This window comes from Bradyrhizobium sp. RDI18, from assembly GCF_043203335.1.
Classification (GTDB): Bacteria; Pseudomonadota; Alphaproteobacteria; order Rhizobiales; family Xanthobacteraceae; genus Bradyrhizobium; species Bradyrhizobium retamae.
Map to the genome: position 1 here is coordinate 642,819 of NZ_JBICRN010000008.1, position 21,963 is coordinate 664,781.

The 21,963-nt window shown below is 64.8% G+C and carries 12 protein-coding genes and 4 pseudogenes; 10 read left to right on the forward strand and 6 right to left on the reverse strand.

Annotation, left to right across the window (positions count from 1 at the left end):
- Positions 1-36 precede the first annotated feature (36 nt).
- The 6 genes and pseudogenes from ACFXS9_RS11900 to ACFXS9_RS11925 all read left to right on the forward strand — a co-directional run bounded on the left by ACFXS9_RS11900 (position 37) and on the right by ACFXS9_RS11925 (position 11,226).
- Positions 37-5,247, forward strand: a pseudogene (locus ACFXS9_RS11900) (alpha-2-macroglobulin).
- A 12-nt stretch (positions 5,248-5,259) separates the two neighbouring features.
- A pseudogene (gene pbpC / locus ACFXS9_RS11905) lies at positions 5,260-7,403 on the forward strand (penicillin-binding protein 1C).
- A 77-nt stretch (positions 7,404-7,480) separates the two neighbouring features.
- Positions 7,481-9,223, forward strand: coding sequence for an ArnT family glycosyltransferase (locus tag ACFXS9_RS11910; protein WP_392688970.1), 1,743 nt, complete (start codon positions 7,481-7,483; stop codon positions 9,221-9,223).
- A gap of 1 nt (position 9,224) precedes the next feature.
- Entirely contained in the window at positions 9,225-10,070 is an 846-nt protein-coding gene (locus tag ACFXS9_RS11915) for a phosphatase PAP2 family protein (RefSeq protein ID WP_392688973.1), read from the forward strand.
- A gap of 74 nt (positions 10,071-10,144) precedes the next feature.
- Entirely contained in the window at positions 10,145-10,888 is a 744-nt protein-coding gene (locus ACFXS9_RS11920; RefSeq protein ID WP_392688976.1) for a glycosyltransferase family 2 protein, read from the forward strand.
- Complete coding sequence (locus ACFXS9_RS11925; RefSeq protein ID WP_213247201.1) at positions 10,888-11,226, forward strand: lipid-A-disaccharide synthase N-terminal domain-containing protein; 339 nt, start codon at positions 10,888-10,890, stop codon at positions 11,224-11,226. The genes ACFXS9_RS11920 and ACFXS9_RS11925 overlap by 1 nt, the downstream gene beginning before the upstream one ends.
- A 3-nt stretch (positions 11,227-11,229) precedes the next feature.
- Here ACFXS9_RS11925 and ACFXS9_RS11930 read toward each other — a convergent pair whose 3' ends face one another.
- Positions 11,230-12,915 carry a Na/Pi cotransporter family protein gene (locus ACFXS9_RS11930; RefSeq protein WP_392688979.1) on the reverse strand — a complete coding sequence of 562 codons (1,686 nt, stop codon included), beginning with the start codon at positions 12,913-12,915 and terminating at the stop codon, positions 11,230-11,232.
- A 282-nt stretch (positions 12,916-13,197) separates the two neighbouring features.
- Here ACFXS9_RS11930 and ACFXS9_RS11935 point away from each other — a divergent pair.
- Both ACFXS9_RS11935 and ACFXS9_RS11940 read left to right on the forward strand, forming a co-directional pair.
- A pseudogene (locus ACFXS9_RS11935) lies at positions 13,198-13,444 on the forward strand (PilZ domain-containing protein).
- 151 nt (positions 13,445-13,595) lie between these two features.
- The gene (locus ACFXS9_RS11940) at positions 13,596-14,423 is read left to right on the forward strand and encodes a tetratricopeptide repeat protein (RefSeq protein ID WP_392688982.1); all 828 of its coding nucleotides are present in this window, start codon (positions 13,596-13,598) and stop codon (positions 14,421-14,423) included.
- An 81-nt stretch (positions 14,424-14,504) separates the two neighbouring features.
- On the opposite strand, the gene ACFXS9_RS11945 is transcribed toward ACFXS9_RS11940, so the two are convergent.
- The 5 genes and pseudogenes from ACFXS9_RS11945 to ACFXS9_RS11965 all read right to left on the reverse strand — a co-directional run bounded on the left by ACFXS9_RS11945 (position 14,505) and on the right by ACFXS9_RS11965 (position 19,778).
- Complete coding sequence (locus ACFXS9_RS11945) at positions 14,505-15,788, reverse strand: CpaE family protein (RefSeq protein ID WP_392688985.1); 1,284 nt, start codon at positions 15,786-15,788, stop codon at positions 14,505-14,507.
- Positions 15,785-16,527: pseudogene (locus ACFXS9_RS11950) on the reverse strand (CpaD family pilus assembly protein). The gene ACFXS9_RS11945 and the pseudogene ACFXS9_RS11950 overlap by 4 nt, the downstream one beginning before the upstream one ends.
- 41 nt (positions 16,528-16,568) lie before the next feature.
- Complete coding sequence (locus ACFXS9_RS11955; RefSeq protein ID WP_392688988.1) at positions 16,569-18,002, reverse strand: type II and III secretion system protein family protein; 1,434 nt, start codon at positions 18,000-18,002, stop codon at positions 16,569-16,571.
- Positions 18,003-18,046: 44 nt separating this feature from the next.
- Complete coding sequence (gene cpaB / locus ACFXS9_RS11960) at positions 18,047-18,838, reverse strand: Flp pilus assembly protein CpaB (RefSeq protein WP_392688991.1); 792 nt, start codon at positions 18,836-18,838, stop codon at positions 18,047-18,049.
- Between the two features lie 280 nt (positions 18,839-19,118).
- Complete coding sequence (locus ACFXS9_RS11965; RefSeq protein WP_392688994.1) at positions 19,119-19,778, reverse strand: GntR family transcriptional regulator; 660 nt, start codon at positions 19,776-19,778, stop codon at positions 19,119-19,121.
- Positions 19,779-19,899: 121 nt separating this feature from the next.
- On the opposite strand from ACFXS9_RS11965, the gene ACFXS9_RS11970 reads away from it, so the two are divergent.
- A complete protein-coding gene (locus ACFXS9_RS11970; RefSeq protein ID WP_392688997.1) occupies positions 19,900-20,700 on the forward strand; it encodes an enoyl-CoA hydratase/isomerase family protein in 801 nt (266 codons plus the stop codon).
- Between the two features lie 8 nt (positions 20,701-20,708).
- Positions 20,709-21,959, forward strand: a complete 1,251-nt coding sequence (locus ACFXS9_RS11975; protein ID WP_392689000.1) for a CaiB/BaiF CoA transferase family protein — start codon at positions 20,709-20,711, stop codon at positions 21,957-21,959.
- Positions 21,960-21,963: the final 4 nt, after the last annotated feature.

Below are 21,963 nucleotides of genomic sequence, written 5' to 3' on the forward strand. Positions count from 1 at the left end.
CGTTACGCGGCATCTGTCCGCGGCAAGGAGCCCATCATGATCGGTTTGGTTCGCGCCACAGTGATTTGCGCCACGCTGGCGCTTGGCCTGACGGCGGCGGGGGCCACGGACAAGGCATTCAAGCGAGATGAGCTGGCCGATTCGGCCGTGAAGCTGGAGGCCCAGATCAAGAGCGAGGCGGGGCCGGTGGCGAAATCCTCTGCGACGCTGCGCAACGACGCCGACGCCGCCTTCAAGCGTTCTGACTTCCGGGCGGGCCTGCAGATCCTCGGCCAGATCGCCGCCACCACGCCGGAAGATAGCGGCAACTGGCTGAGGCTTGCCAAGACCATCTTCCAGATCCGCGCCGCCAGCTCCAGCGAACAGACCTTCCTCTACGAGCGCGCCTCGACCGCGGCCTACATCGCCTATCAGCGCGCCAGCAACCAGGCCGAGGAGGCTGATGCGCTGGCCGTGCTCGGCAGGGCGATGTCCGAGCGCAAGCTGTGGCGCCCGGCACTGGATGCGTTGCGGCTGTCGCTCGACATGCGCGAGGTCGCCGAGGTCCGCGGCCAGTACGAGAAGATGCGGGATCAGCACGGCTTCCGGCTGCTCGACTATACCGTGGATTCGACGGTGCCTCGCCGCGCGCCTGTTTCCAGTTCTCCGAAGACCTCGCCAAGCGGGTCGATTTCGCGCCGTTCGTGGCGCTGGCCGGCACCGACAAGCCGGCGCTGACATCAGAGGGCAAGCAGCTCTGCGTCGACGGGCTGAAGCATGGCGAGCGCTACAACATCAACCTGCGCGCCGGCCTGCCGTCCACGGTGAAGGAGAGCCTGCCGAAATCGGCCGAATTCAACGTCTATGTCCGTGACCGCAAGCCGTTCGTGCGCTTCACCGGCCGCGCCTATGTGCTGCCGCGCACCGGCCAGCGCGGCATTCCGCTGGTCAGCGTCAATACGCCTTCGGTTAACGTCAACGTGTTCCGGATCGGCGACCGTAACCTGATCAACACGGTGGTCGACAGCGATTTTCAGAAAACGCTCTCCAGCTATCAGCTCTCCGATCTCGGCAATGAGCGTGGCGTCAAGGTCTGGTCCGGCGAGCTCGCCACCGCCTCGACGCTGAACCAGGACGTGGTGACGGCTTTCCCGGTCGATCAGGCGCTTGGAGACTTGCAGCCGGGCGTCTACGTGATGACGGCCGCCGCCAAGGGCCCGGGCAGCAGCAGCGACGATGACGGCACACTGGCGACGCAATGGTTCATCGTCTCCGACTTGGGGCTAACGGCGTTTTCCGGCAATGACGGCATCCATGTCTTCGTCAATTCGCTGGCTTCGACCGACTCGGTCGCCAAGGCCGAAGTGCGCCTGGTCGCGCGCAACAACGAGATCCTGGCCACGCGCAAGACCGACGATGCCGGCCACGTGCTGTTCGAGGCGGGGCTTGCGCGCGGCGAGGGCGGGCTCTCGCCGGCGTTGCTGACGGTGATGAGCGAGAAGGCGGACTACGCCTTCCTCAGCCTGAAGACCAACGCCTTCGACCTCACCGACCGCGGCGTGTCAGGACGGATCGTGCCGCCTGGCGCCGACGCCTTCGTCTATGCCGAGCGCGGCATCTACCGGTCGAACGAGACCGTCTACCTGACCGCGCTGCTGCGCGACGGGCAGGGCAACGCCATGGCCGGCGGGCCGCTGACGCTGGTGGTCGAGCGGCCGGATGGCGTCGAATTCCGCCGCGCCCAGCTCCCCGACCAGGGCGCGGGCGGCCGCTCCTTGGCCGTGCCGCTCAATTCGGCGGTCCCGACCGGGACCTGGCGGGTGCGCGCCTTTACTGACCCCAAGGGCTCGTCCGTCGGCGAGACCACCTTCATGGTCGAGGACTACATCCCCGAACGGATCGAATTCGACGTCTCGGCCAAGGAGAAGGTGATCAAGGCTGAGACCCCGGTTGAACTGAAGGTCGCTGGCAAGTTCCTTTATGGTGCGCCGGCGTCGGGCCTGCAGCTCGAAGGCGACTTGCTGGTCGCCCCCGCGGCCTCCGGGCGGCCCGGCTATCCCGGCTATCAGTTCGGCGTGGAGGACGAGGAAACCGCTTCCAACGAGCGCACGCCGATCGAGAATCTGCCTGAAGCCGACGACAACGGTGTGGCGACCTTCCCGGTGTCGCTGGCGAAGGCGCCGACCTCGACCCAGCCGCAGGAGGCGCAGATCTTCATCCGGATGGTGGAGACCGGCGGCCGCGCGGTCGAGCGCAAGCTGGTGCTCCCCGTGGCGCCGACCGCGGCCCTGATCGGCATCAAGCCGCTGTTCGGCGACAAGAGTGTCGCTGAAGGCGACAAGGCCGAGTTCGACGTGGTCTTCGTCAACCCGGACGGCAAGCAACTGTCGCGCGACGGCCTGCGCTACGAACTCCTGAAGATGGAGTCCCGCTATCAGTGGTATCGTCAGAATTCGTCCTGGGAATATGAGCCGGTCAAATCCACCAAACGCGTTGCCGATGGCGACCTGACGCTGACATCAGACAAGGCGGCGCGGGTGTCGGTCGCGCCGGAGCCCGGCCGCTATCGCCTGGACGTCAAATCGAACGAGGCGGATGGCCCGATCACCTCGGTGCAGTTCGACGTCGGCTGGTATTCCGACGGCAGCGCCGATACGCCGGACTTGTTGGAGACTTCGATCGACAAGCCGGAATACGCCTCCGGCGACACCATGGTGGTGTCGGTCAATGCCCGCACCGCCGGCAAGCTCACGGTCAACGTGCTCGGCGACCGCCTGCTGACGACCCAGACCATCGACGTCAAGGAAGGCACCCAGCAGGTCAAATTGATCGTCGGCAAGGATTGGGGCACCGGCGCCTACGTGCTGGCGACGCTGCGGCGACCGCTGGACGCGGCGGCGTTGCGGATGCCCGGACGGGCGATCGGCTTAAAGTGGTTCGGCATCGACAAGAAGGCGCGCACGCTCCAAGTCGCGCTGTCGCCGCCGCCGCTGGTTCGGCCCGGCACCAGCTTAAAGATTCCGGTCAAGATCGGCGGGCTCAATCCCGGCGAGGACGCCAAGGTCGTGGTTGCCGCGGTTGATGTCGGCATCCTTAATCTAACCAATTACAAGCCGCCGGCTCCGGACGATTACTATCTCGGCCAGCGCCGCCTGACGGCCGAAATCCGCGACCTCTACGGCCAGTTGATCGACGGCATGCAGGGCACGCGCGGCCAGATCAGGACCGGCGGCGATTCCGCCGGCGCCGAGATGCAGGGCTCGCCGCCCACGCAGAAGCCGCTCGCGCTCTATTCCGGCATCGTCACGGTTGGCGCCGACGGCACCGCCGAGATCAGTTTCGACATTCCGGAATTCGCCGGTACTGCACGCGTGATGGCGGTGGCGTGGAACGCGACCAAGCTCGGCCGTGCCACCATCGATGTCACGGTGCGTGATCCCGTCGTGCTGACGGCGACGCTGCCGCGATTCCTGCTCAATGGCGACAAGGGCACCATGAGTTTCGACCTCGACAATGTCGAGGGCGCACCCGGCGATTACAGCATCAGCGTGAAGACCTCGGGACCCGTGAAGGTGACGGGCAATCCGACCACGACGGTCAAACTCGCGGCCAAGCATCGGACCTCGATGTCGCTGGCGCTCGATGCCGGCGGCGCCGGCACCGCCAATCTGGACGTCGACATCAAGGGCCCGAACGGCCTGACGCTGGCACGGCATTATGCGCTCGACGTCAAGGCGGCGACGCAGGTGCTGGCGCGGCGATCGATCCGGACATTGGCGAAAGGCGAGAGCCTGACGCTAACTCCGGACATGTTCTCCGACCTCGTGTCGGGCACCGGCAGCGTCTCGCTGTCGGTCAGCCTCTCCACCGCGCTCGATGCGGCGACCATTTTGAAGGCGCTGGATCGTTATCCGCACGGCTGCTCGAGCAGATCACCAGCCGCGCGATGCCGCTGCTCTATGTCAATGATCTGGCGGCCGGCGCGCATCTGGCGATGGATACCGCCGTCGACCAGCGCATCAAGGACGCGATCGAACGGCTGCTGGCGCGGCAGGGCTCGAACGGCTCGTTCGGCCTGTGGTCGGCCGGCGGCGAAGACGCCTGGCTCGATGCCTATGTGACGGACTTCTTGACCCGCGCCCGCGAAAAGGGCTTCGCGGTGCCGGACGTGCTGTTCAAGAACGCGCTGGATCGCATCCGCAACTCCGTGGTCAATGCCAACGAGCCGGAAAAGGACGGCGGCCGCGATCTGGCCTACGGCCTCTATGTGCTCGCCCGCAATGGCGCAGCGCCGATCGGCGATCTCCGCTATCTCGCCGACACTAAGCTGAATAATCTCGCGACGCCGATTGCGAAATCGCAGCTCGCCGCGGCGCTGGCCTTGGTCGGCGACAAGACGCGGGCGGAACGGGTCTATGCGGCGGCACTCGATGCGCTGGCGCCAAAACCGGTAATCGAGTTCGGCCGCGTCGATTACGGCTCGGCACTGCGCGACGCAGCGGCGCTGGTCTCGCTCGCCAGCGAAGGCAACGCGCCGCGGGCGACACTGACGCAGGCCGTTCAGCGGGTCGAAGCGGCGCGCGGGCTGACTTCCTACACCTCCACGCAGGAGAATGCGTGGATGGTGCTGGCCGCGCGGGCGCTGTCGAAGGAAGCGCTGGCGCTCGATATCGATGGATCGCCGGTCAAGGCCGCGGTCTATCGCAGCTACAAGGCCGAGGCGGTGGCCGGCAAGCCGGTCAAGATCACCAATACCGGCGATGCGCCGGTGCAGGCGGTGGTCTCGGTCTCGGGCTCGCCGGTTACGCCGGAGCCCGCGGCTTCCAACGGCTTCAAGATCGAGCGCAATTACTTCACGCTCGACGGCAGGCCCGCCGACGTCACCAAGGCCAAGCAGAACGATCGTTTTGCGGTGGTGCTGAAGATCACCGAGGCCAAGCCGGAACGCGGGCACATCATGGTGGCCGATTATCTGCCGGCCGGTCTCGAGATCGACAACCCGCGCCTGGTGTCGTCCGGTGACTCCGGCACGCTGGATTGGATCGAGGACGGCGAGGAGCCGGAACATACTGAGTTCCGAGACGACCGCTTCACCGCGGCGATCGAGCGCGCCAGCGACGACCAGTCGGTGTTCACGGTGGCCTACATCGTGCGCGCGGTCTCGCCCGGCAAATACGTGCTGCCGCAGGCCCATGTCGAGGACATGTACAACCCTCGCGCTACGGCCGTACCGGCACCGGCTCGGTCGAGGTGCGTCCGGCGAAATGAGCGAGGGGAGGGATGAGCGACGCGGTGTCACCACAATCTCAATCGTCATGCCCGGGCAAGCCCGGCCATGACGGTGGTATTGGGCCTCGCCGCTTTTTCCGGATCGCCGTAACGCTGGCCTTTATCCTCGTCGTCATCACGACCGCCTTCGCGGGTTGGGTCTACTCACTGGGGCCATTGCCGCTGGAAGAGGCGCGCAAAGTCTCCACCACAATCGTCGATCGCAACGGCAAGCTGCTGCGCGCCTATGCGATGGCCGATGGACGCTGGCGGCTGCCGGTGGATGCGAAGACGGCGGTCGATCCCGGATATCTGAAGGTGCTACTCGCGTATGAAGACCGCCGGTTCTGGTCGCATGGCGGCGTCGATCCGCTGGCGCTGGGGCGGGCCGCGCTGCAGCTCGTCACGCGCGGCCACATCGTCTCCGGCGGCTCGACGATTACGATGCAGCTCGCGCGGCTGATGGAGCCGCGGCGCGAGCGCTCGGTCTACGCAAAGCTGCGCCAGATGGTGCGCGCGGTCCAGCTCGAGCGGCAACTGAGCAAGGACGAAATCCTCGATCTCTATCTGGCGCTGGCGCCGTTCGGCGGCAATCTCGAAGGCATCCGCGCCGCATCCATTGCCTATTTCGGCAAGGAGCCGAAGCGGCTTTCACTCGCTGAAGCCGCATTGCTGGTCGCGCTGCCGCAATCGCCGGAACGCCGCCGGCTCGACCGTCATCCGGAAGCCGCCCACGTCGCGCGGGACCGCGTGCTGGCACGGATGGTCGAGGATGGCGCGGTGTTGCAAGAGGACGCGGCGCAGGCCAAGGTGGTGGCGGTGCCGCGGCTGCGCAAGCCGATGCCGATCCTGGCGCCGCATTCCTCCGATGCCGCGATGGCGACGGTGAAAGATACGCCGCTGATCAAGCTCACGCTGGATTCGGTTTGCAGCAAACGCTGGAAGCCTTGGCGCGCGACCGTGCCGTGGCGCAGGGGCCGAACATCTCAGTCGCCATCATCGCGGTCGACAACGAAATGGGCGACGTGCTGGCGCGCGTCGGCTCGGCGGATTATTTCGACGAGCGCCGGGCCGGACAAGTCGACATGACCCGCGCGGTGCGCTCGCCTGGATCGACGCTAAAACCGTTCATCTACGGGCTCGCGTTCGAGGATGGCTTTGTGCACCCCGAGAGCCTGATCGACGACCGTCCGATCCGCTTCGGCTCCTATGCGCCGGAAAATTTCGACATGATGTTCCAGGGCACCGTGCCGGTGCGTAAGGCGTTGCAACTCTCGCTGAACGTGCCGGCGATCGCGCTGCTCGACCGCGTCGGCTCCAGCCGGCTGTCCTCGCGGCTGAAGCAGGCCGGCGGCAATCTCGTGCTGCCGAAGGACGAAGCGCCGGGCCTTGCGATGGGCCTTGGCGGCGTCGGCGTCACCTTGCAGGACCTGGCGCAGCTCTATGCCGGGCTGGCGCGGCTGGGCGCGGCGCGGCCGCTGCGCGAGATCATGCTCACCAAGGACGAGCGCGAATCGCTGCGGCTGATGGATCAGGCTGCCGCCTGGCAGGTCGGCAACGTGCTGCTCGGCACGCCGCCGCCGGAAAACGGCGTGCATAACAGAATCGCGTTCAAGACCGGCACCAGCTATGGCTATCGCGACGCGTGGTCGGTCGGCTTCGATGGCCGCATCACGATCGGCGTGTGGGTTGGGCGTCCCGACGGCGCGCCGGTGCCGGGCCTGGTCGGCCGCACTGCCGCCGCGCCGATCCTGTTCGATGCCTTTGCGCGCACCGGAAAAATCCCGGCGGCGCTGCCGAAGCCGCCAAAGGGAGCGCTCATCGCCAGCAACGCCAAACTGCCATTGCCGCTGCGGCGGTTCCGTCCGGTCGGCGAACTGATCCGGACCGGCAGCGATTCTGCGCCGCGCATCCAGTTTCCCCTGAACGGGTCGCGCATCGACGTCGACCGTTCAAGCGACGGGCAGGCCGCCGCGATGCCGGTCAAGGTTGCCGGCGGCGTGCTGCCGCTGACCATCATGATGAACGGCGCTTCAGTCGGCGAGATCGACAGCCGTCGCCAGCGCCTGGTCGATCCGCCCGGACCGGGCTTTGCCCGGCTGACGGTGATCGATGCGACCGGCGCGGCCGATACCGTGGTCATCCGGGTACAGTAAGGAAAAACGCTCTGTTGACCACGACTTAGGGGTTTTGCGGTGTTGTTTGCACTGCGGTTTCATCGTATGCGAACAGCATGGTGGAAACCTTGCACCCCCCACGCTTTGGAGCGGGCCAACAGCCTGTAAAACCTGCGCATTCCGGCCGCAGGCTGGCCGTTGTGTTCGACTTCGCCACCGCGAACCATTTTCGCGCGATCGTAGTTCTGGTGCTCTGCGGCATCGTGCTTTTCCTGCCCGGATTCTTCAACATTCCGGCGATCGACCGCGACGAGGCGCGCTTTGCGCAGGCGACTAAGCAGATGGTCGAAAGCGGCGATTTCGTCGACATCCGCTTCCAGGACGACGTCCGCTACAAGAAGCCGGTCGGCATCTACTGGCTGCAGGCCGCCGTGGTCGAAACCGCCTCATCGCTCGGCCTGCCGCGCGCTCAGTTGCGCATTTGGCTTTACCGGATTCCCTCCCTGATCGGGGCTATCGGCGCGGTTCTCCTGACCTACTGGGCGGCGCTCGCCTTTGTCACGCGGCGCGGGGCCGCGCTGGCAGCACTGATGATGTGCAGTTCCGTCTTGCTCGGCGCCGAAGCAAGGCTAGCCAAAACCGATGCGATGCTGCTCTTGACCGTCGTCGCTGCGATGGGGGCAATGGCGCGGGTGTATCTGTCCTGGCAGCGTGGCGAGGATCCGGCGCGTCCGCCCTGGGCGCCGCCGGCGATCTTCTGGACGGCGCTGGCCGGCGGCATCCTGCTCAAGGGACCGCTGATCCTGATGTTCGTCGGGCTGACCATCGTGGCGCTCGCGATCCTCGACCGCTCGGCGGCATGGCTTTGGCGGCTGCGCCCGGTCTGGGGGCTGATGTGGACGCTGGTGCTGGTACTGCCCTGGTTCGTTGCGATCTTCTGGCGCGCGGGCGAGGCTTTCTTCTCCAATTCGCTCGGCGGCGACATGCTGAGCAAACTCGGCGCGCAGGAGTCCCATGGCGCGCCGCCCGGCCTCTATCTGCTGCTGTTCTGGGTCACGTTCTGGCCGGGCGCGGCGCTGGCGGGAATGGCGGCTCCGGCGGTATGGCGCGCGCGGCGGGAGCCCGGCGCGCAATATCTTTTGGCGTGGCTGGTTCCGTCATGGATCGTGTTCGAACTGGTGCTGACCAAGCTGCCGCACTACGTGCTGCCGCTCTACCCGGCGATTGCGATCCTCACCGCCGGCGCGCTGGAGCGCCGCGTGCTGTCGCGTTCCTGGCTGATGCGCGGTGCGGCCTGGTGGTTTGTCATTCCGGCCGGGGCATCCGTGATCGCCGTCATCGGCGCCATCAAGCTGACGCATTACCCGGCATTTCCGGCCTGGCCCTTCCTGGCGGCGGCGATGATTTTCGGCCTGATCGCGTGGTGGATGTTCGAGGACAGCCGCGCCGAGCGCTCGCTGTTGAATGCTGTGGTCGCGGCGATGTTTCTGGCGGTCGGAATCTACGGCATCGTCATGCCGTCGCTGACTGCCATGTTTCCAAGCCCCGAGATCGCGCGGGCGCTTCGTAACGTGGTCTGCGTCGGGCCAAAGGCGGCTGCTGCGGGCTTTCACGAGCCGAGCCTCGTATTCATGACCGGCACCGGCACGCTCTTGACCGACGGATCGGGCGCGGCGGATTTCCTCGGGCAGGGCAGTTGCCGCTTCGCGCTGGTTGAATCGCGCACGGAGCGCGCCTTCGTCCAACGTGCTGAAGCGATCGGGCTGCGCTACAATGTAGCGAAGCGGATCGAGGGCTATAACATTTCGCAGGGCAAGGCGATATCGATCGCCATCTTCCGCTCGGAAGGTACGGAGTAAGATGGCTGCGAGCCCTGCTGTCGACGATTCCAAAAACTATCTTGCGCGTTTCGCCACGCTGGCGTGGCTGTCATTGGCGCAGCTCGTGCGGTCGCCGTCGCATTCGCGGCGAGCCGAAGCGGCTCGCCGCGCGGCGCGTCACGCCTTGTGGATCTCGGCAGGTCTCGGCGCGACGATCGTGGTGCTGATGTATGCGATCGACGCGTGGGAAATCGCCCAGATGCCAAAGCGCGGCACGCCCTCGCTGTGGTGGGTCCGCATTCTCACCGATTTCGGCAAGGACGAATATGTGTTGGCGGGGCTGGGAGGATTGCTGATCGCGGTTGCGATCACCGCACCGGCCCTGCATGGCATCAGGCGCTCACTGCTGCTCGGTCTCGGAACGCGGCTGCAGTTCATCTTCTGCGCCGTCGCCCTGTCCAGTGTGGTCACCGAGGTGCTGAAGTACAGCATCGGCCGCGGTCGGCCATTTGTCGGTGGCGAGGCCAACGCTTTCCACTTCTCGCACTTCGCGGGCAACCCGGCCTACTACAGCTTTCCTTCCGGCCATGCCACGACCGCCTTTGCACTCGCTTTCGCCGTGTCGGTCATCTGGCCGAAGGCTCGCTTTGCGATGGCCGTCTATGCCCTCGTCATTGCGGCGACCCGTCTGGTGCTGGTCGCCCATCATCCCAGTGACGTGGTTGCCGGGGCCCTGGTCGGCATCGTCGGTGCGATGTTCGTAAGATACTGGTTTGCGGCCCGCCGGCTCGGATTTGCGATCCAGCGCGACGGCAGCATCGTGTCCCTTGCCGGGCCCTCGTCCGGGCGCCTCAAAAGGGTTGCCCGGGGCGCTTTCGCCCCATAAAAGCGGACGCCGCCAGACGGCCCCCGATACGCCCCGGTTCCGCGTCCTTCCAAACCAACCAGACGAGTACCGATTTGACACCTGCCGACAGAGATGCGGTCGCCGTTTCAATCGTTGTGCCGGTGCGCAACGAGGCGGACAACATCGCGCCGCTGATTGCGGAAATCGTCAGCACGCTCGGCAGCCGCTGGGCCTATGAGATCATCTATGTCAACGATGGTTCGACGGATGCGACCGGCGAGCGGCTGACGGCGATGATGAAGCAGTATCCGCAGCTTCGGCAACTGAAGCACGCCGCCCCGGCCGGGCAATCGGCAGCGGTGCGCAGCGGCGTGCGGGCCGCGCGCGGCGCCATCGTGGCGACGCTCGACGGCGACGGGCAAAACAATCCGGGGTTCCTGCCGGACCTGATTGCGGCAGTTGAAAAAGGCGACGGCCACGTCGGTCTTGCGGCAGGCCAACGGGTCGGACGCAAGGATACCGGCTTCAAGAAACTGCAGTCGCGGATCGCCAACGGCGTGCGCAATGCGATCCTGCGCGACGGCACCCGCGACACCGGTTGCGGACTGAAGGCGTTCCCGCGCGAGGTGTTCCTCTCGATGCCCTATTTCGACGGGCTGCATCGGTTCCTGCCGGCGCTGGTACGCCGCGAAGGTTTCGACATCGCTTACGTCGACGTGATCGACCGCCCGCGCCATTCCGGCGTGTCCAATTACGGCTTCTTTGACCGGTTATGGATCGGGATCATGGATCTCGCCGGCGTGTGGTGGCTGATCCGGCGCAAGAAGTCGACGCCCGTTGCGATCGAGGTTCGCTGATGCTGATTCAATACGGCCAGGCGCTCGGCGACTATCTCTACGACGTGTTCGTCGCCAAGTTCGATTTCTGGCTGGCGTTCGGGCTGATCGCGCAATTGCTGTTCACCGCGCGATTCCTGGTGCAGTGGATATCGAGCGAGCGGGCCGGACAGAGCGTGGTGCCCATGGCGTTCTGGTTCTTCTCGATGGGAGGCGGCATGATGACGCTGATCTACGGCATCGCCAAGCGGGAGCCCGTGATCATCATCGGCCAGTCGCTGGCCACGATCATCTACATCAGAAACATCATGCTGATTGTGAAGAACCGGGCCACCGCTTCGAAGACGCTCGATCGCTGACTGTCAGCGGCCCGGCGCCGCCGTGGGCAGTGCGGGCAATTCGTTTTCGGCGCTGCGATGGGCGGCAAGTTCGCCGGCGGCATCGAGCACGGGGTAGGCGACCGAGCAGATGTGCGAGTGGATGCGCCGGAGGTCGCGCAACACGTCGAGATGAAGCGACGTGGTTTCGATGGTTTCGGGCCGGCCCTCGCGCAGGCGGTCTAGGTGCCGCTCGGTGGCGGCGAGCTCGGCATTGCGCAGTGCGGCCTTTTCGGCCAGCAATTTTCGCGCTTCGTTGAGGTCACCCGACATGAAGACCCCGAACGCGATCCGCAGCGAATCCATCGTGCGCTTGTGGAAAGCGGAAAGCTCCTCGGCGCCCTCGGCCGAGAACTGGAAGCGGCGCTTGATCTTCTTGGTTGCCAGTTCGCTCAGATTCTTGTCGATGATGTCGCCGATATGCTCGAGGTTGATGGCGAAGGAGACGATCTCCATCGCCCGGTGTCCCTCGCGCTCGTCGAGACTGCCGCGGGTGAGTTTCGTGACATAGAGCTTGATCGCCTCGTCGAGGCTGTCGACGCTGTTGTCCATTCGCGAGACCTCGTCGACCAGCGCGCGGTCGTTGGTCATCATCGCCGCCATCACTTTGCGCAGCATGATCTCGACGTGATCGCCCATATGCAGGGTTTCGCGGGCGGCATCCGCCAGCGCGAGGGAAGGGGTCTCGAGTGCACTCTCGTCGAGATAGCGTGGACCTGTCGGGTCGGCCTCCTTGACGCGCTCGGGCAGCAACCTCTTCAACAGCCGCGCCATGCCGTCGAGCAGGCCAATGAAGAGAGCTGCGGTCGCAACGTTGAAGGCGATGTGGAACAGGGCGGTTGCCTTGGCTGCATCCGGTTGCCATGCGATCAGAAGCTCCGCGATCGGCTGCAGGAACGGCGCCACCAGCAGCACGCCGACAAGCCGGTTGACGAGATTGCCGAGCGGAAGCCGATAGCTGGCGGGATTGTCGCGGCGCGCGCCCTCGACGATCGGATTGATGGCGCTGCCGAGATTGGCGCCGAGCACGAGCGCCAGCGCCGCATAGGGGGTAATGAAATGCGCATAGGCCAGCGACATCACCAGCAGCACGCTGGCAACAGAGGAATGCACGAGCCAGGTCACGATCGCAGCGAACAGGATGCAGAGCACGGGATCGCCGGTGATGGCGTTCATGAATACGCGCACGCCCGGCGCGTTCTCCGCCGGTGCCAGCGTATTGAGCAAGATGTGCAGCGCCAGCAGCATCAGGCCGAGGCCGATAAAGACGCGGCCGATATCCTTGATGCGCGAGCGCGGCGCGGTGCGGAAGGCGAACAGCCCAATGATGAACAGCACCGGTGCGACGGCGGCGATGTTGAACGACAGGATCTGCACGATCAGCGTGGTGCCGACGTTGGCACCGAGCATGATGGCGAGCGCAGGCACCAGGCTGACGAGCCCGTCCGACGTAAACGAACTCGTGATCAGCGCCGTCGCGGTGCTGCTTTGGAGCAGAGCGGTCAAGCCGAGGCCGGCGGCGAGGGCGGAGAAGCGGTTGCTCAGGGCCTTCGCCAGCAACATACGCAGGTTCGGCCCGAACGCGCGCAGGATCCCGCTGTGGACCATGTGCAAGCCCCACAGCAGCAATGCTACGCCGCCCATCAGGTCGAGAAGGACGAGGCTTCCCATACGCGTCAGTTTCCGCCAAATCGAGTCGAAGGGTCAGGCTATCGCCTAACGAGGGGCGATCAACCCTTTAATTTGCCGAAAATTGCAGTGCACGGGCGTTGCTCGAGCGTGGCTTGCCGGTGTTCGAAGGTCTTGTAGGCTCTTGGCGGCTCCGGGTTCGGTAAACGGAATTCAAACGCATCAGTTACATTGCGAGCCGTTGCGCTAGGTCAATTCCAACAATTCTTCGGTAAAGCTGAGGGCCACCTTCGGGTGAATCACTCCAGCAAGGCCAGGGTAGACATGTTAGCGAATCGCCGCAGAAGCGAACGACGTGCGTGCAGAAACTTTGCGAAAATACAGTTTGCGACCGGCGGATTGCCGCGCGATTGCATGATTACAGACATGTCGGATGGCGGCGTGAAGATCATCGCCGAATATCCCTGAAATTCCTCCCGAATTCACGGTGATCTTTTCGGAGGGAAGGCCGCGTCAGTGCAAGCTGGCCTGGCGGATCGGTTGCGAGCTCGGCGCGCAATTCCTCGACTAGGCGGCTCGGCAAAACGGGACGGCACGCGCGCGTGCCTGGCGGCGAGGCGCCTGCAAAGGTCGCCAATTACCGCAAAAGCGGGCCAGCTTAACCGGAACTTAGGGTTAAGCTGTGAACACTTCTGGACAGTCGCCGCCGTGAGTCCCGCTACATGTTCCAGAAGTTGCCCCATCCGCTCCGCGTCACGCGGCTCCTTGCGTGCACGTCGACCCTGATCCTGGCGTTGGGGCTTGGCGGCTGCCAGACCTCGGGACTGTCAGACATTACCGGTTCGATCGGCGAGAAGGCCGACACTGACCACGCCACCGATCCGCGCCGCGATATCCAGCTTTACCAGGAACGCTATCGCGCCAATCCGAAGGATGCCGACGCGGCCCTGAAATACGGTCAGGCGCTTCGCGCGACAGGTCAGCGGTCGCAGGCGGTTGCGGTGCTCGAACAGGCCTCCATCGCCCATCCGGGCAATAAGCTGTTGCTCGCAGCCTACGGCCGCGCGCTGGCGGACAACGGCAATTTCCAGCAGGCCTTCGACGTGCTCGGCCGCGCCCACAGCCCCGACGATCCCGATTGGCGGCTGCTGTCGGCGCAGGGTGCAACGCTGGATCAACTCGGCCGATACGAGGAGGCGCGGCAATACTATGCGAGCGCGCTGAAAATCGTGCCCGACCATCCGTCGGTGCTGTCCAATCTCGGACTGTCCTACGTGCTTTCGAAGGATCTGCCCAGGGCCGAGGATACGCTGCGCCGCGCCCACGGCCTGGCCAGGACCGATCCGCGCGTGCGCGCCAATCTTGCACTGGCGGTAGGCCTGCAGGGTCATTTTGCCGAGGCAGAAAAGATCGTGAAGGCCGACCTGCCGCCCGCCGAGGCGGCAGCTAACGTCGCGCAATTGAAGCGGATGCTGGCGCGAAAGGACAAGGAGAACGCGCGGGCCGAGGCCGACAGGATGCCGATCGCCGCGGCCCGGCGCGCCGACTAGTCCAGCGCTCTGCTGGTTCTGATCGATTCCGAAAACGCGATCAGCGTCGCCGTCCGACGCCGCTGCGCCGTCATCCTTTGCTCACGCCCTGCGGGCCGTCGCGCCCTGCAGCTTCTTGATGATCGGCGCCAGGAACGAAATCCGCGACCGCTTGGTCACGGCATGGCCCGTCATGCGCTGCGCGATCTGCAGGAACATCTGGGTGGTGCGATGCTTGGCGGCGATCTGCGCAATCATCTGGCCGTTGTTGGCGGCGGTCCCGAACATCTTCGAATCGAACGGAATGGCTGCGATCGGCTGGCTCTCGATTGCCTTGGCGAATTCGCGCGTGGATATCTCCGGACGCTTGTGCATGCCAACCTGGTTCAGGCAATAGAGCGGCGGGCGGTCGTTGGGTCGCGCCGCCTTCAGCACGTTCAGCATGTTCTTGGTGTTGCGCATATTGGCGAGGTCAGGCTCGGCGACGATCAGAATGTCGTCTGCGCCGACCAGCGTGCGCTTGGTCCATGCCGACCATTGGTGGGGAACGTCGAGCACGATGCAGGGGGTCGTCATGCGCATCGTATCGAAGATCGCATCGAACGCGTCGGCGCCGAAATCGTAGACCTGGTCCAGGGTCGCCGGCGCCGCCAAGAGGTTGAGGCGGTCGGTGCATTTCGCCAGTAGACGCTCCATGAAGGCGGAGTCCGGCCGTTCCTGCTGGAAGACGGCATTGGCAATGCCCTGTACCGGATCCTGATTGTAATCGAGGCCGGCGGTGCCGAAGGCAAGGTCGAGATCGATCACGACGGAATCGAGCGCGAGATCGCGCGCAATCGTCCAGGCCACGTTATGCGCGACGGTCGATGCACCGACGCCGCCCTTGGCGCCGACGACGGCGACGATGCGGCCGACGGCCACGGCCTCGGAGGCCGCGTACAGGCCGCATATTGCGCGCACGACGTCGATGGGTTCGATCGGTCCGGTAACGTAGTCGCTGACGCCGCGCCGCACCAGTTCGCGATAGGGCGTGACATCGTTGGCGCTGCCGATCACGACGACGCGCGTTCCCGCGTCGCAGACGGTCGCGAGTTCATCGAGCCCTTCGAGGATATCGCTGCCGGGTTCGGTCTCCAGCAAGATCACGTTCGGCGTCGGCGCCGTGTGGTAGGCGTCGATGGCGGCGGCAATGCCGCCCATGTGAACCGACAGGTGCGCCTTGCCGAGACGGCGGTCTTCGCTCGCCGCGCGCACCGCGGTTGCGATCGCCACACTGGCGCAAAAGGCCTGTACCGATACGCGCGGCGCCGGCGAGATGTATTCCTCGGGCTGCGCCGGCGTGTCGTCCAGTTGGTCGTCGGAGTTTTGAAAGACGCGGCTGATCATTTGCCTGTATCGCTGAGTTTGGCCTTGTCGGCTTCGGGATAGTCGGTCGTTGTCGAAAGACCCTTGCGGTATTTGTCAAAGGCGATGTTACGCCGCGACGTATAAGCGGCGCTCTCGGACGCGGCTGCTCGAGGTCCGCCGGATTGTCGATCATCGCGGCCAGGTTGCGCTGGTTGGCGCAGCCGAAATTGTGGTAGGAGCGGTTTTCGTTGTAGGCGACGTTGTCGATGTTCGGGCCGAGGTCTTGCGGCCACAGGCCGCACGGACCGGCCACCGCCTTGATCTTCGGATAGCTTAGCCTGATCGTCGGCAAGGTCCTGATATCGTCGGGGTGGTAGTGACGCCGCGTGATGGCGCGCGAGGGCACGCCGCCCGCCATCAGCACCGATCGGATCTCCTGATACGACGACGCGGCCGCGCGCGCGTTCGCCGTGTCGATCGGGAGATCGGCGATGATTGCGCCGGTGCCTTCGCGCATCCAGGCCTGCGCAAGGCCCATGACGTCGGCGCGTTGCGGCCCGGAGAGGCCGCCGCGGCCTCGGCCGACGAACACGACGATCGAATGGTCGGCTTCGGTCACGGCAATCGGATGACGGTGGCGGTAATCGTCAGATACGCTCGCGGTTGTCACGACTTCCGTGGACTGCCACGTGCAAGCGCCGAGTGTCGCCGAAAGGCCCAAGAGGGCACCAAGAACGCCCAAAGCCTTGACGCGATGGAGCGGAATTTTCGTTGTCATCGTTCTGTCCTCGTCCCCACTCGGTGAACAGTTCTGCGGTCTCAATCGATGATAAAGCCGAAATTGCCCTGGACGTCGCTGACGGGATCGATGCGAGCGGCGACGCCGTAGATCCGGTTGATGCGCCCGAGCAGCGTGGACTGGGAGTCGGATGCCGGCGCAAACCCGTCGTCGGGCCGCGACAACTCCTTCTGCGCGACCGCGCGCACGACGTAGGGCGTCACGATGACCATCAGCTCGGTCTGGTTGTTGACGAAGTCCTGGCTGCGGAACAGCGCGCCCAGCACCGGCAATTGATCGAGCCCCGGAAGGCCGTTGATGGCCTGCTTGGTTTGCTCCTGGATCAGGCCGGCCATCGCCATCGAGCCGCCGGAGGGTATTTCCAGCGTGGTCTCTGCACGTCGAGTCTTGATCGAGGGAATGGTCGTTCCACCTGCACCGCCGGTCAGGGAGTTTTCGGTCGAGACTTCCGACACTTCCGTCATCACCCGCAGGCTGATCCGCCCCTCGGTCAGGACTACCGGCGTGAAGTTGAGCGAGATGCCGAATTTCTTGAAGCTGACGGTCTGGACGCAATTTCCGATGCCACCGCCTGTTGTTGTTTGGCAGGTCACGCCGGTCGGAATGGGAAATTCGCCGCCCGAGATAAACGTTGCGGATTCGCCGGAGATCGCTGTCAGATTGGGTTCGGCGAGCGTCTTCACGACACCGGCCTTTTCCATCGCGCGAAGCACGGCCTGGACCGACGGCATCGTGCCGGCTGCTATGCCAAGGCCATTGCCAGGCACGAGGGGCGCGTTGTTTGCAGTGAAGGGATTGGTATTGTTGAAATTCACAGTCGTATTGCCGACATTCAATTGGGCGCTGAGATCGACACCCATCTGTTTGACGACATCCCGCCGGACTTCCGCGACAGTGACCTTCAACATCACCTGGTCGCGGCCGCGAACGACGATCGAGTTGACGACCTTCTCGGACCCGCCGACCAGCCGCGCGGCGATCTCGCCGGCCTGCTGGGCTTCGACCGGGCTCGAGACCGAGCCGGTCAGCAGCACGCTGTCGCCGACGCCTTCGATCTGGATTCCCGGCATCGATTGCCGCAGCGCGGCACGTACGCCGTTGAGATCGCGCTTGATTGCGATGTCGTAGGACGCGATCTGCTGGCCGTCGCCGTCGAAAAACACCACGTTGGTCTGGCCGACGGCGCCGCCGATGATATAGGCGCGTTGCGGGGAGCGAATGACGGCATTGGCGATCTTCGGATCGGCGACCAGCACATCCTTCACATCGCGCGGCAGGTCGACGATCACCGACTTGCCGACACCGAGCGACAGGAAGCGCATCTTGACCGGGCCGATGGCAGACGTCGTCACCGGATCCTTCTCGGACTCGGCTGCAACCACGGGCAGCAACGGGCCGAGCGTCAGCGCGCCGACGGCCGACAACAACAGGGCGCGCACCGCTGCGGTTCGCATCGCTGACTGATTTTCCCCAAACTTCATATCGGGCGTCCTTTCGGTCACTTCTGTGCCGTCGTTTGATTGGCGACTCCGTAGCGAACCACGTTGACGCTCTCGTTTCGTTTTTGAGCCTCGGAACGGCCTTCGGCCGCGTTGACATCGGTAATGCTGCGCAGCGCGAGCGACAGCGTGCCGCTCTGGCGCGCACGCGCCAGAGTCTCGGCCTGCTCGGGCTTCAGTTCGAGTGTGGCGGTGCGGCCGACGAGGGAGTTGCTGCCCTCTTTTTCCTTCGGTGCCTGATCGATCGCCAGCACGCGGATGTTGGAGAGAATGATCTCCGACTGGACGACGTCGGGTCCATTGCCGTCCGGATTCTTTTCGCGCCTGGAGAAGATGACGTCGACACGGTCATTGGGCAGGATGAAGCCGCCGGCGCCGGTTTCCGGTGAGATCTCGGTCGAGAGCGCCCGCAAGCCGGTCGGCAGGATGGCTGCCATGAAGCCGGAGCCTTTGGCTCTGACCAGCTTCTGTTCGCGGATCGGCTCGCCAGCGAAGAACGGGCTGCGCGCGATCGAGCCGGCGATTTCGTTGATAGCTTCGGCCTTGTGGGCGCGGTTGATCAGATTGCTGCCGGCGCTCGCGGCCGGCCAGGCCTGCCACTGCAGGTCCTCGGGCTTAACCGGTTGGCCGAGCCCGATGTCGGACTTCGTGACCAGGATTTCCACCGTCGGCAACGGTGCGACCGGTTCGGCCACTGGTCGAGATGTTTCTTCCGTGCCACGGGCGAGATAGGCGGCAACACCGCCGGCACTCAATGCGATGGTCAGAACGACGACACGTGCAATGTTCATACGCTTTACTACTCTTACGCAGGGACGCCCCACTGCACGGCAATGGCAGCCATCCCCGGAGGTATGACTAGGCATCAAAGGTATAAGGGAACTTGAGGGTTGAATTATTTGGTCGATCGCACGGCGGGATTCGCCGTCATGGTGAACGGGTGGTTATCGTTTTGGGAAAACGCTCCGCATAACCCCGGGGTCGTCTCGGCGTGGGTGTAGCAACGGCCGGATGCGGGTGGTGGAGATGGACGGGCGCTTCGGATGCGAATCCGCGTCAGGCTAGACGTTGCTATGCGCGAGCCTGATCTTGAGGCTCGGTCTCGGCGAAGCCGGCCTGCAAGACCTCCTCGCGCTTGTGGCGCAGATGCGCGCGCAGGATATGCGATAGCCCCACGCCGTCGCGGCGTTGGAGTGCATTGAGGATCGCTTCGTGCTCCTGCACCGCCAGCGCCCAGCGCCGCGGTGTCATCGGCGTGACGTAGCGCGCACGCCGAATGCGGGCCGTGACGGATTCATATAGGCCTGACAGCACCGGGTTGCCGGCCGCGGTGATGATCGCCTCGTGGATGGTGCGGTTGCAGCGGTAGTACTGGAGAAGGTCGCGATCGCCGTAGTGCTGCACCATCGCGGCGTGGACGGCGGCGACCTCGGCGATCTCGGCATCCGTGATGCGCTCGCAGGCGAGCTCGCCGGCCAGCGCTTCGAGCCCCTGGCACACCTCGAACAGGTCGCGCATGTCCTTGTCGGTCAGCCTGGCCGCGCGCGAGCCGCGGTTCGGCAGCAACTGAACCAGGCCCTCGGCGGCGAGCACCTTGAGGGCTTCGCGCAGCGGCGTGCGCGAGATCTGCAGCTTTTCACAGAGGTCGCGCTCGGGAATCCGCGCGCCCGGCGGGATCTCGCCATCGAGCAACATGGCGCGGACGCGGCCTACGACTTCCTCATGAAGCATCCGTAAGATCCAATTTGAATGCAAAAATGGCTATACCACCGGAATTTTGCTAGTTCCAGCTTGATAAATGGTATTTTTGCATTCAGAATTGGTTAAGGTCGATTAAGAAAGGGCCGGCGGCATGGATCAGGACGTGACTGCAGGGGAGGATGACCTCCTGTTTGCCCTTGATAACGGTATCGGCCGGATAACCTTCAACAGACCGCAGGCGCGCAACGCCTTCACCTTCGCGATGTACGAGCGGTTGGCCGAGATCTGCGAGCGCGCCAACCGCGACCAGGCGATCAAGGTGCTGCTGCTGCGGGGAGCCGGCGACAAGGCGTTTGCAGCGGGCACCGACATCAACCAGTTCCGGGCCTTCAAGACGCCGCAGGACGGACTTGACTACGAGAACCGCATCGACCGCGTGCTCGGCATTCTCGAAACATGCCGCGTGCCGACCATTGCCGCCATCAACGGCGCCTGCACCGGCGGTGGCGCGGGGATCGCGGCCTGCTGTGACCTCCGCATCGGCACAAGGAGCACGCGGATAGGGTTTCCGATCGCGCGCACGCTCGGCAACTGCCTGTCGATGTCGAATGTCAGCCGCATCACCGCGCTGATCGGCCCGGCGCGCGTCAAGGATCTGATCTTCACGGCACGGCTTGTCGAAGCCGAGGAGGCGGCCTCGCTGGGCCTGCTCAACGAGGTCGTCGATGATCTGGCCGCGCTCGACAGGCGCGCCGACGAGATCGCACGGCTCGTTGCCGGCAACGCGCCGCTGACGCTGAGCGCGACCAAGCAGGCAGTCGCCCGGCTGCAGAAACGGCTGACGCGCGAGGAGGGCGAGGACCTCATCCTAATGTGCTACACCAGCCAGGATTTCCGTGAAGGGCTCGAAGCGTTTCTCACCAAGCGCGCGCCGCAATGGCGCGGCCAATAGGAGCCCACATGTCCCTTCAAGACGAAACGCCGCGTCCGGGGCCGCTTGCCGGCCTCAAGGTCATCGATCTCACCCATGTGATGGCGGGACCGACCTGCACGCTGATGCTCGCTGACATGGGCGCCGATGTCATCAAGATCGAGAAATGGCCAAATGGCGACGACACGCGACACTCGGTGCCACCGAAGATCGGCGACGAGGCGGCCTCCTTCCTGATGATGAACCGCAACAAGCGGGGCATCGTGCTCGACCTGAAGACCGCAGGCGGCAAGGAGGTGCTGCGGCGGCTGATCGCGGACGCCGACGTGCTGGTCGAGAATTTCGCGCCGGGCGCGATGGAGCGGTTAGGCTTCGGCTATGAGGAGTTGCATCGGGATTTTCCGGCGCTGATCTATTGCTCGCTGTCCGGCTTCGGCCGCACCGGCCCGTACAGGCACCGCCGCGGCTTCGATCTGGTCGCGCAGGCGATGAGCGGCATCATGAGTTTCACAGGCGAACGGCCGGACGGCCCGCCGGTGAAATGTGGCCCGCCGCTGTCCGATATCACGGCCGGACTCCTCGCCAGCATGGGCATCCTTGCCGCCTATTCGCACCGGCTCAAGACAGGTGAAGGGCAATGGGTGGAGACCTCGCTCTACGAGGCGGCGCTGGTTCAGACCTATTGGCAGTCGACGATTGCGCTCGCCAGCAACATGGCGCCGCGCGCGATGGGCTCGGCCCATCCGCTCAACGCACCGTATCAGGCGTTCGAGGCATCCGATGGCTGGCTCGTGGTAGGCGGCGCCAACAAGAAGCACTGGCTATTGATGCTGGAAGCGCTTGGCGCGCTCGAACTGGCTTCCGACCCGCGCTTCGTCAACGGCTCGGACCGCATGGCGAATCTGAAGGAGCTCGAAGCCGAATTGAGCGGGCGTTTCCGCAAACAGACGCGAGCGCATTGGCTGGCGGCACTTGACGAGAAGGGCGTGCCCTGCGGCCCCGTGCACGACATGCTGGAAGCGTTGAGCGATCCGCAGACGCTCGCGCGCGAGATGGTGGTTGAGGTCGAACATTCGACGCTCGGACCGGTGAAGACGATCGGGCTGCCGGTCAAATTCTCGGCGACGCCCGGGAAGGTGCGTTCGGGCGCGCCTGTTTATGGCGAGCATACGCGCGAGGTGCTGCGCGAACATGGTTTTGATCAGGCGCAGATCGACGCGTTCGAGCGAGAGGGTGCGATCGTTGCCGCCTCGGCCGGCCGCAAGGAGCAGGTCGCCTGACGAG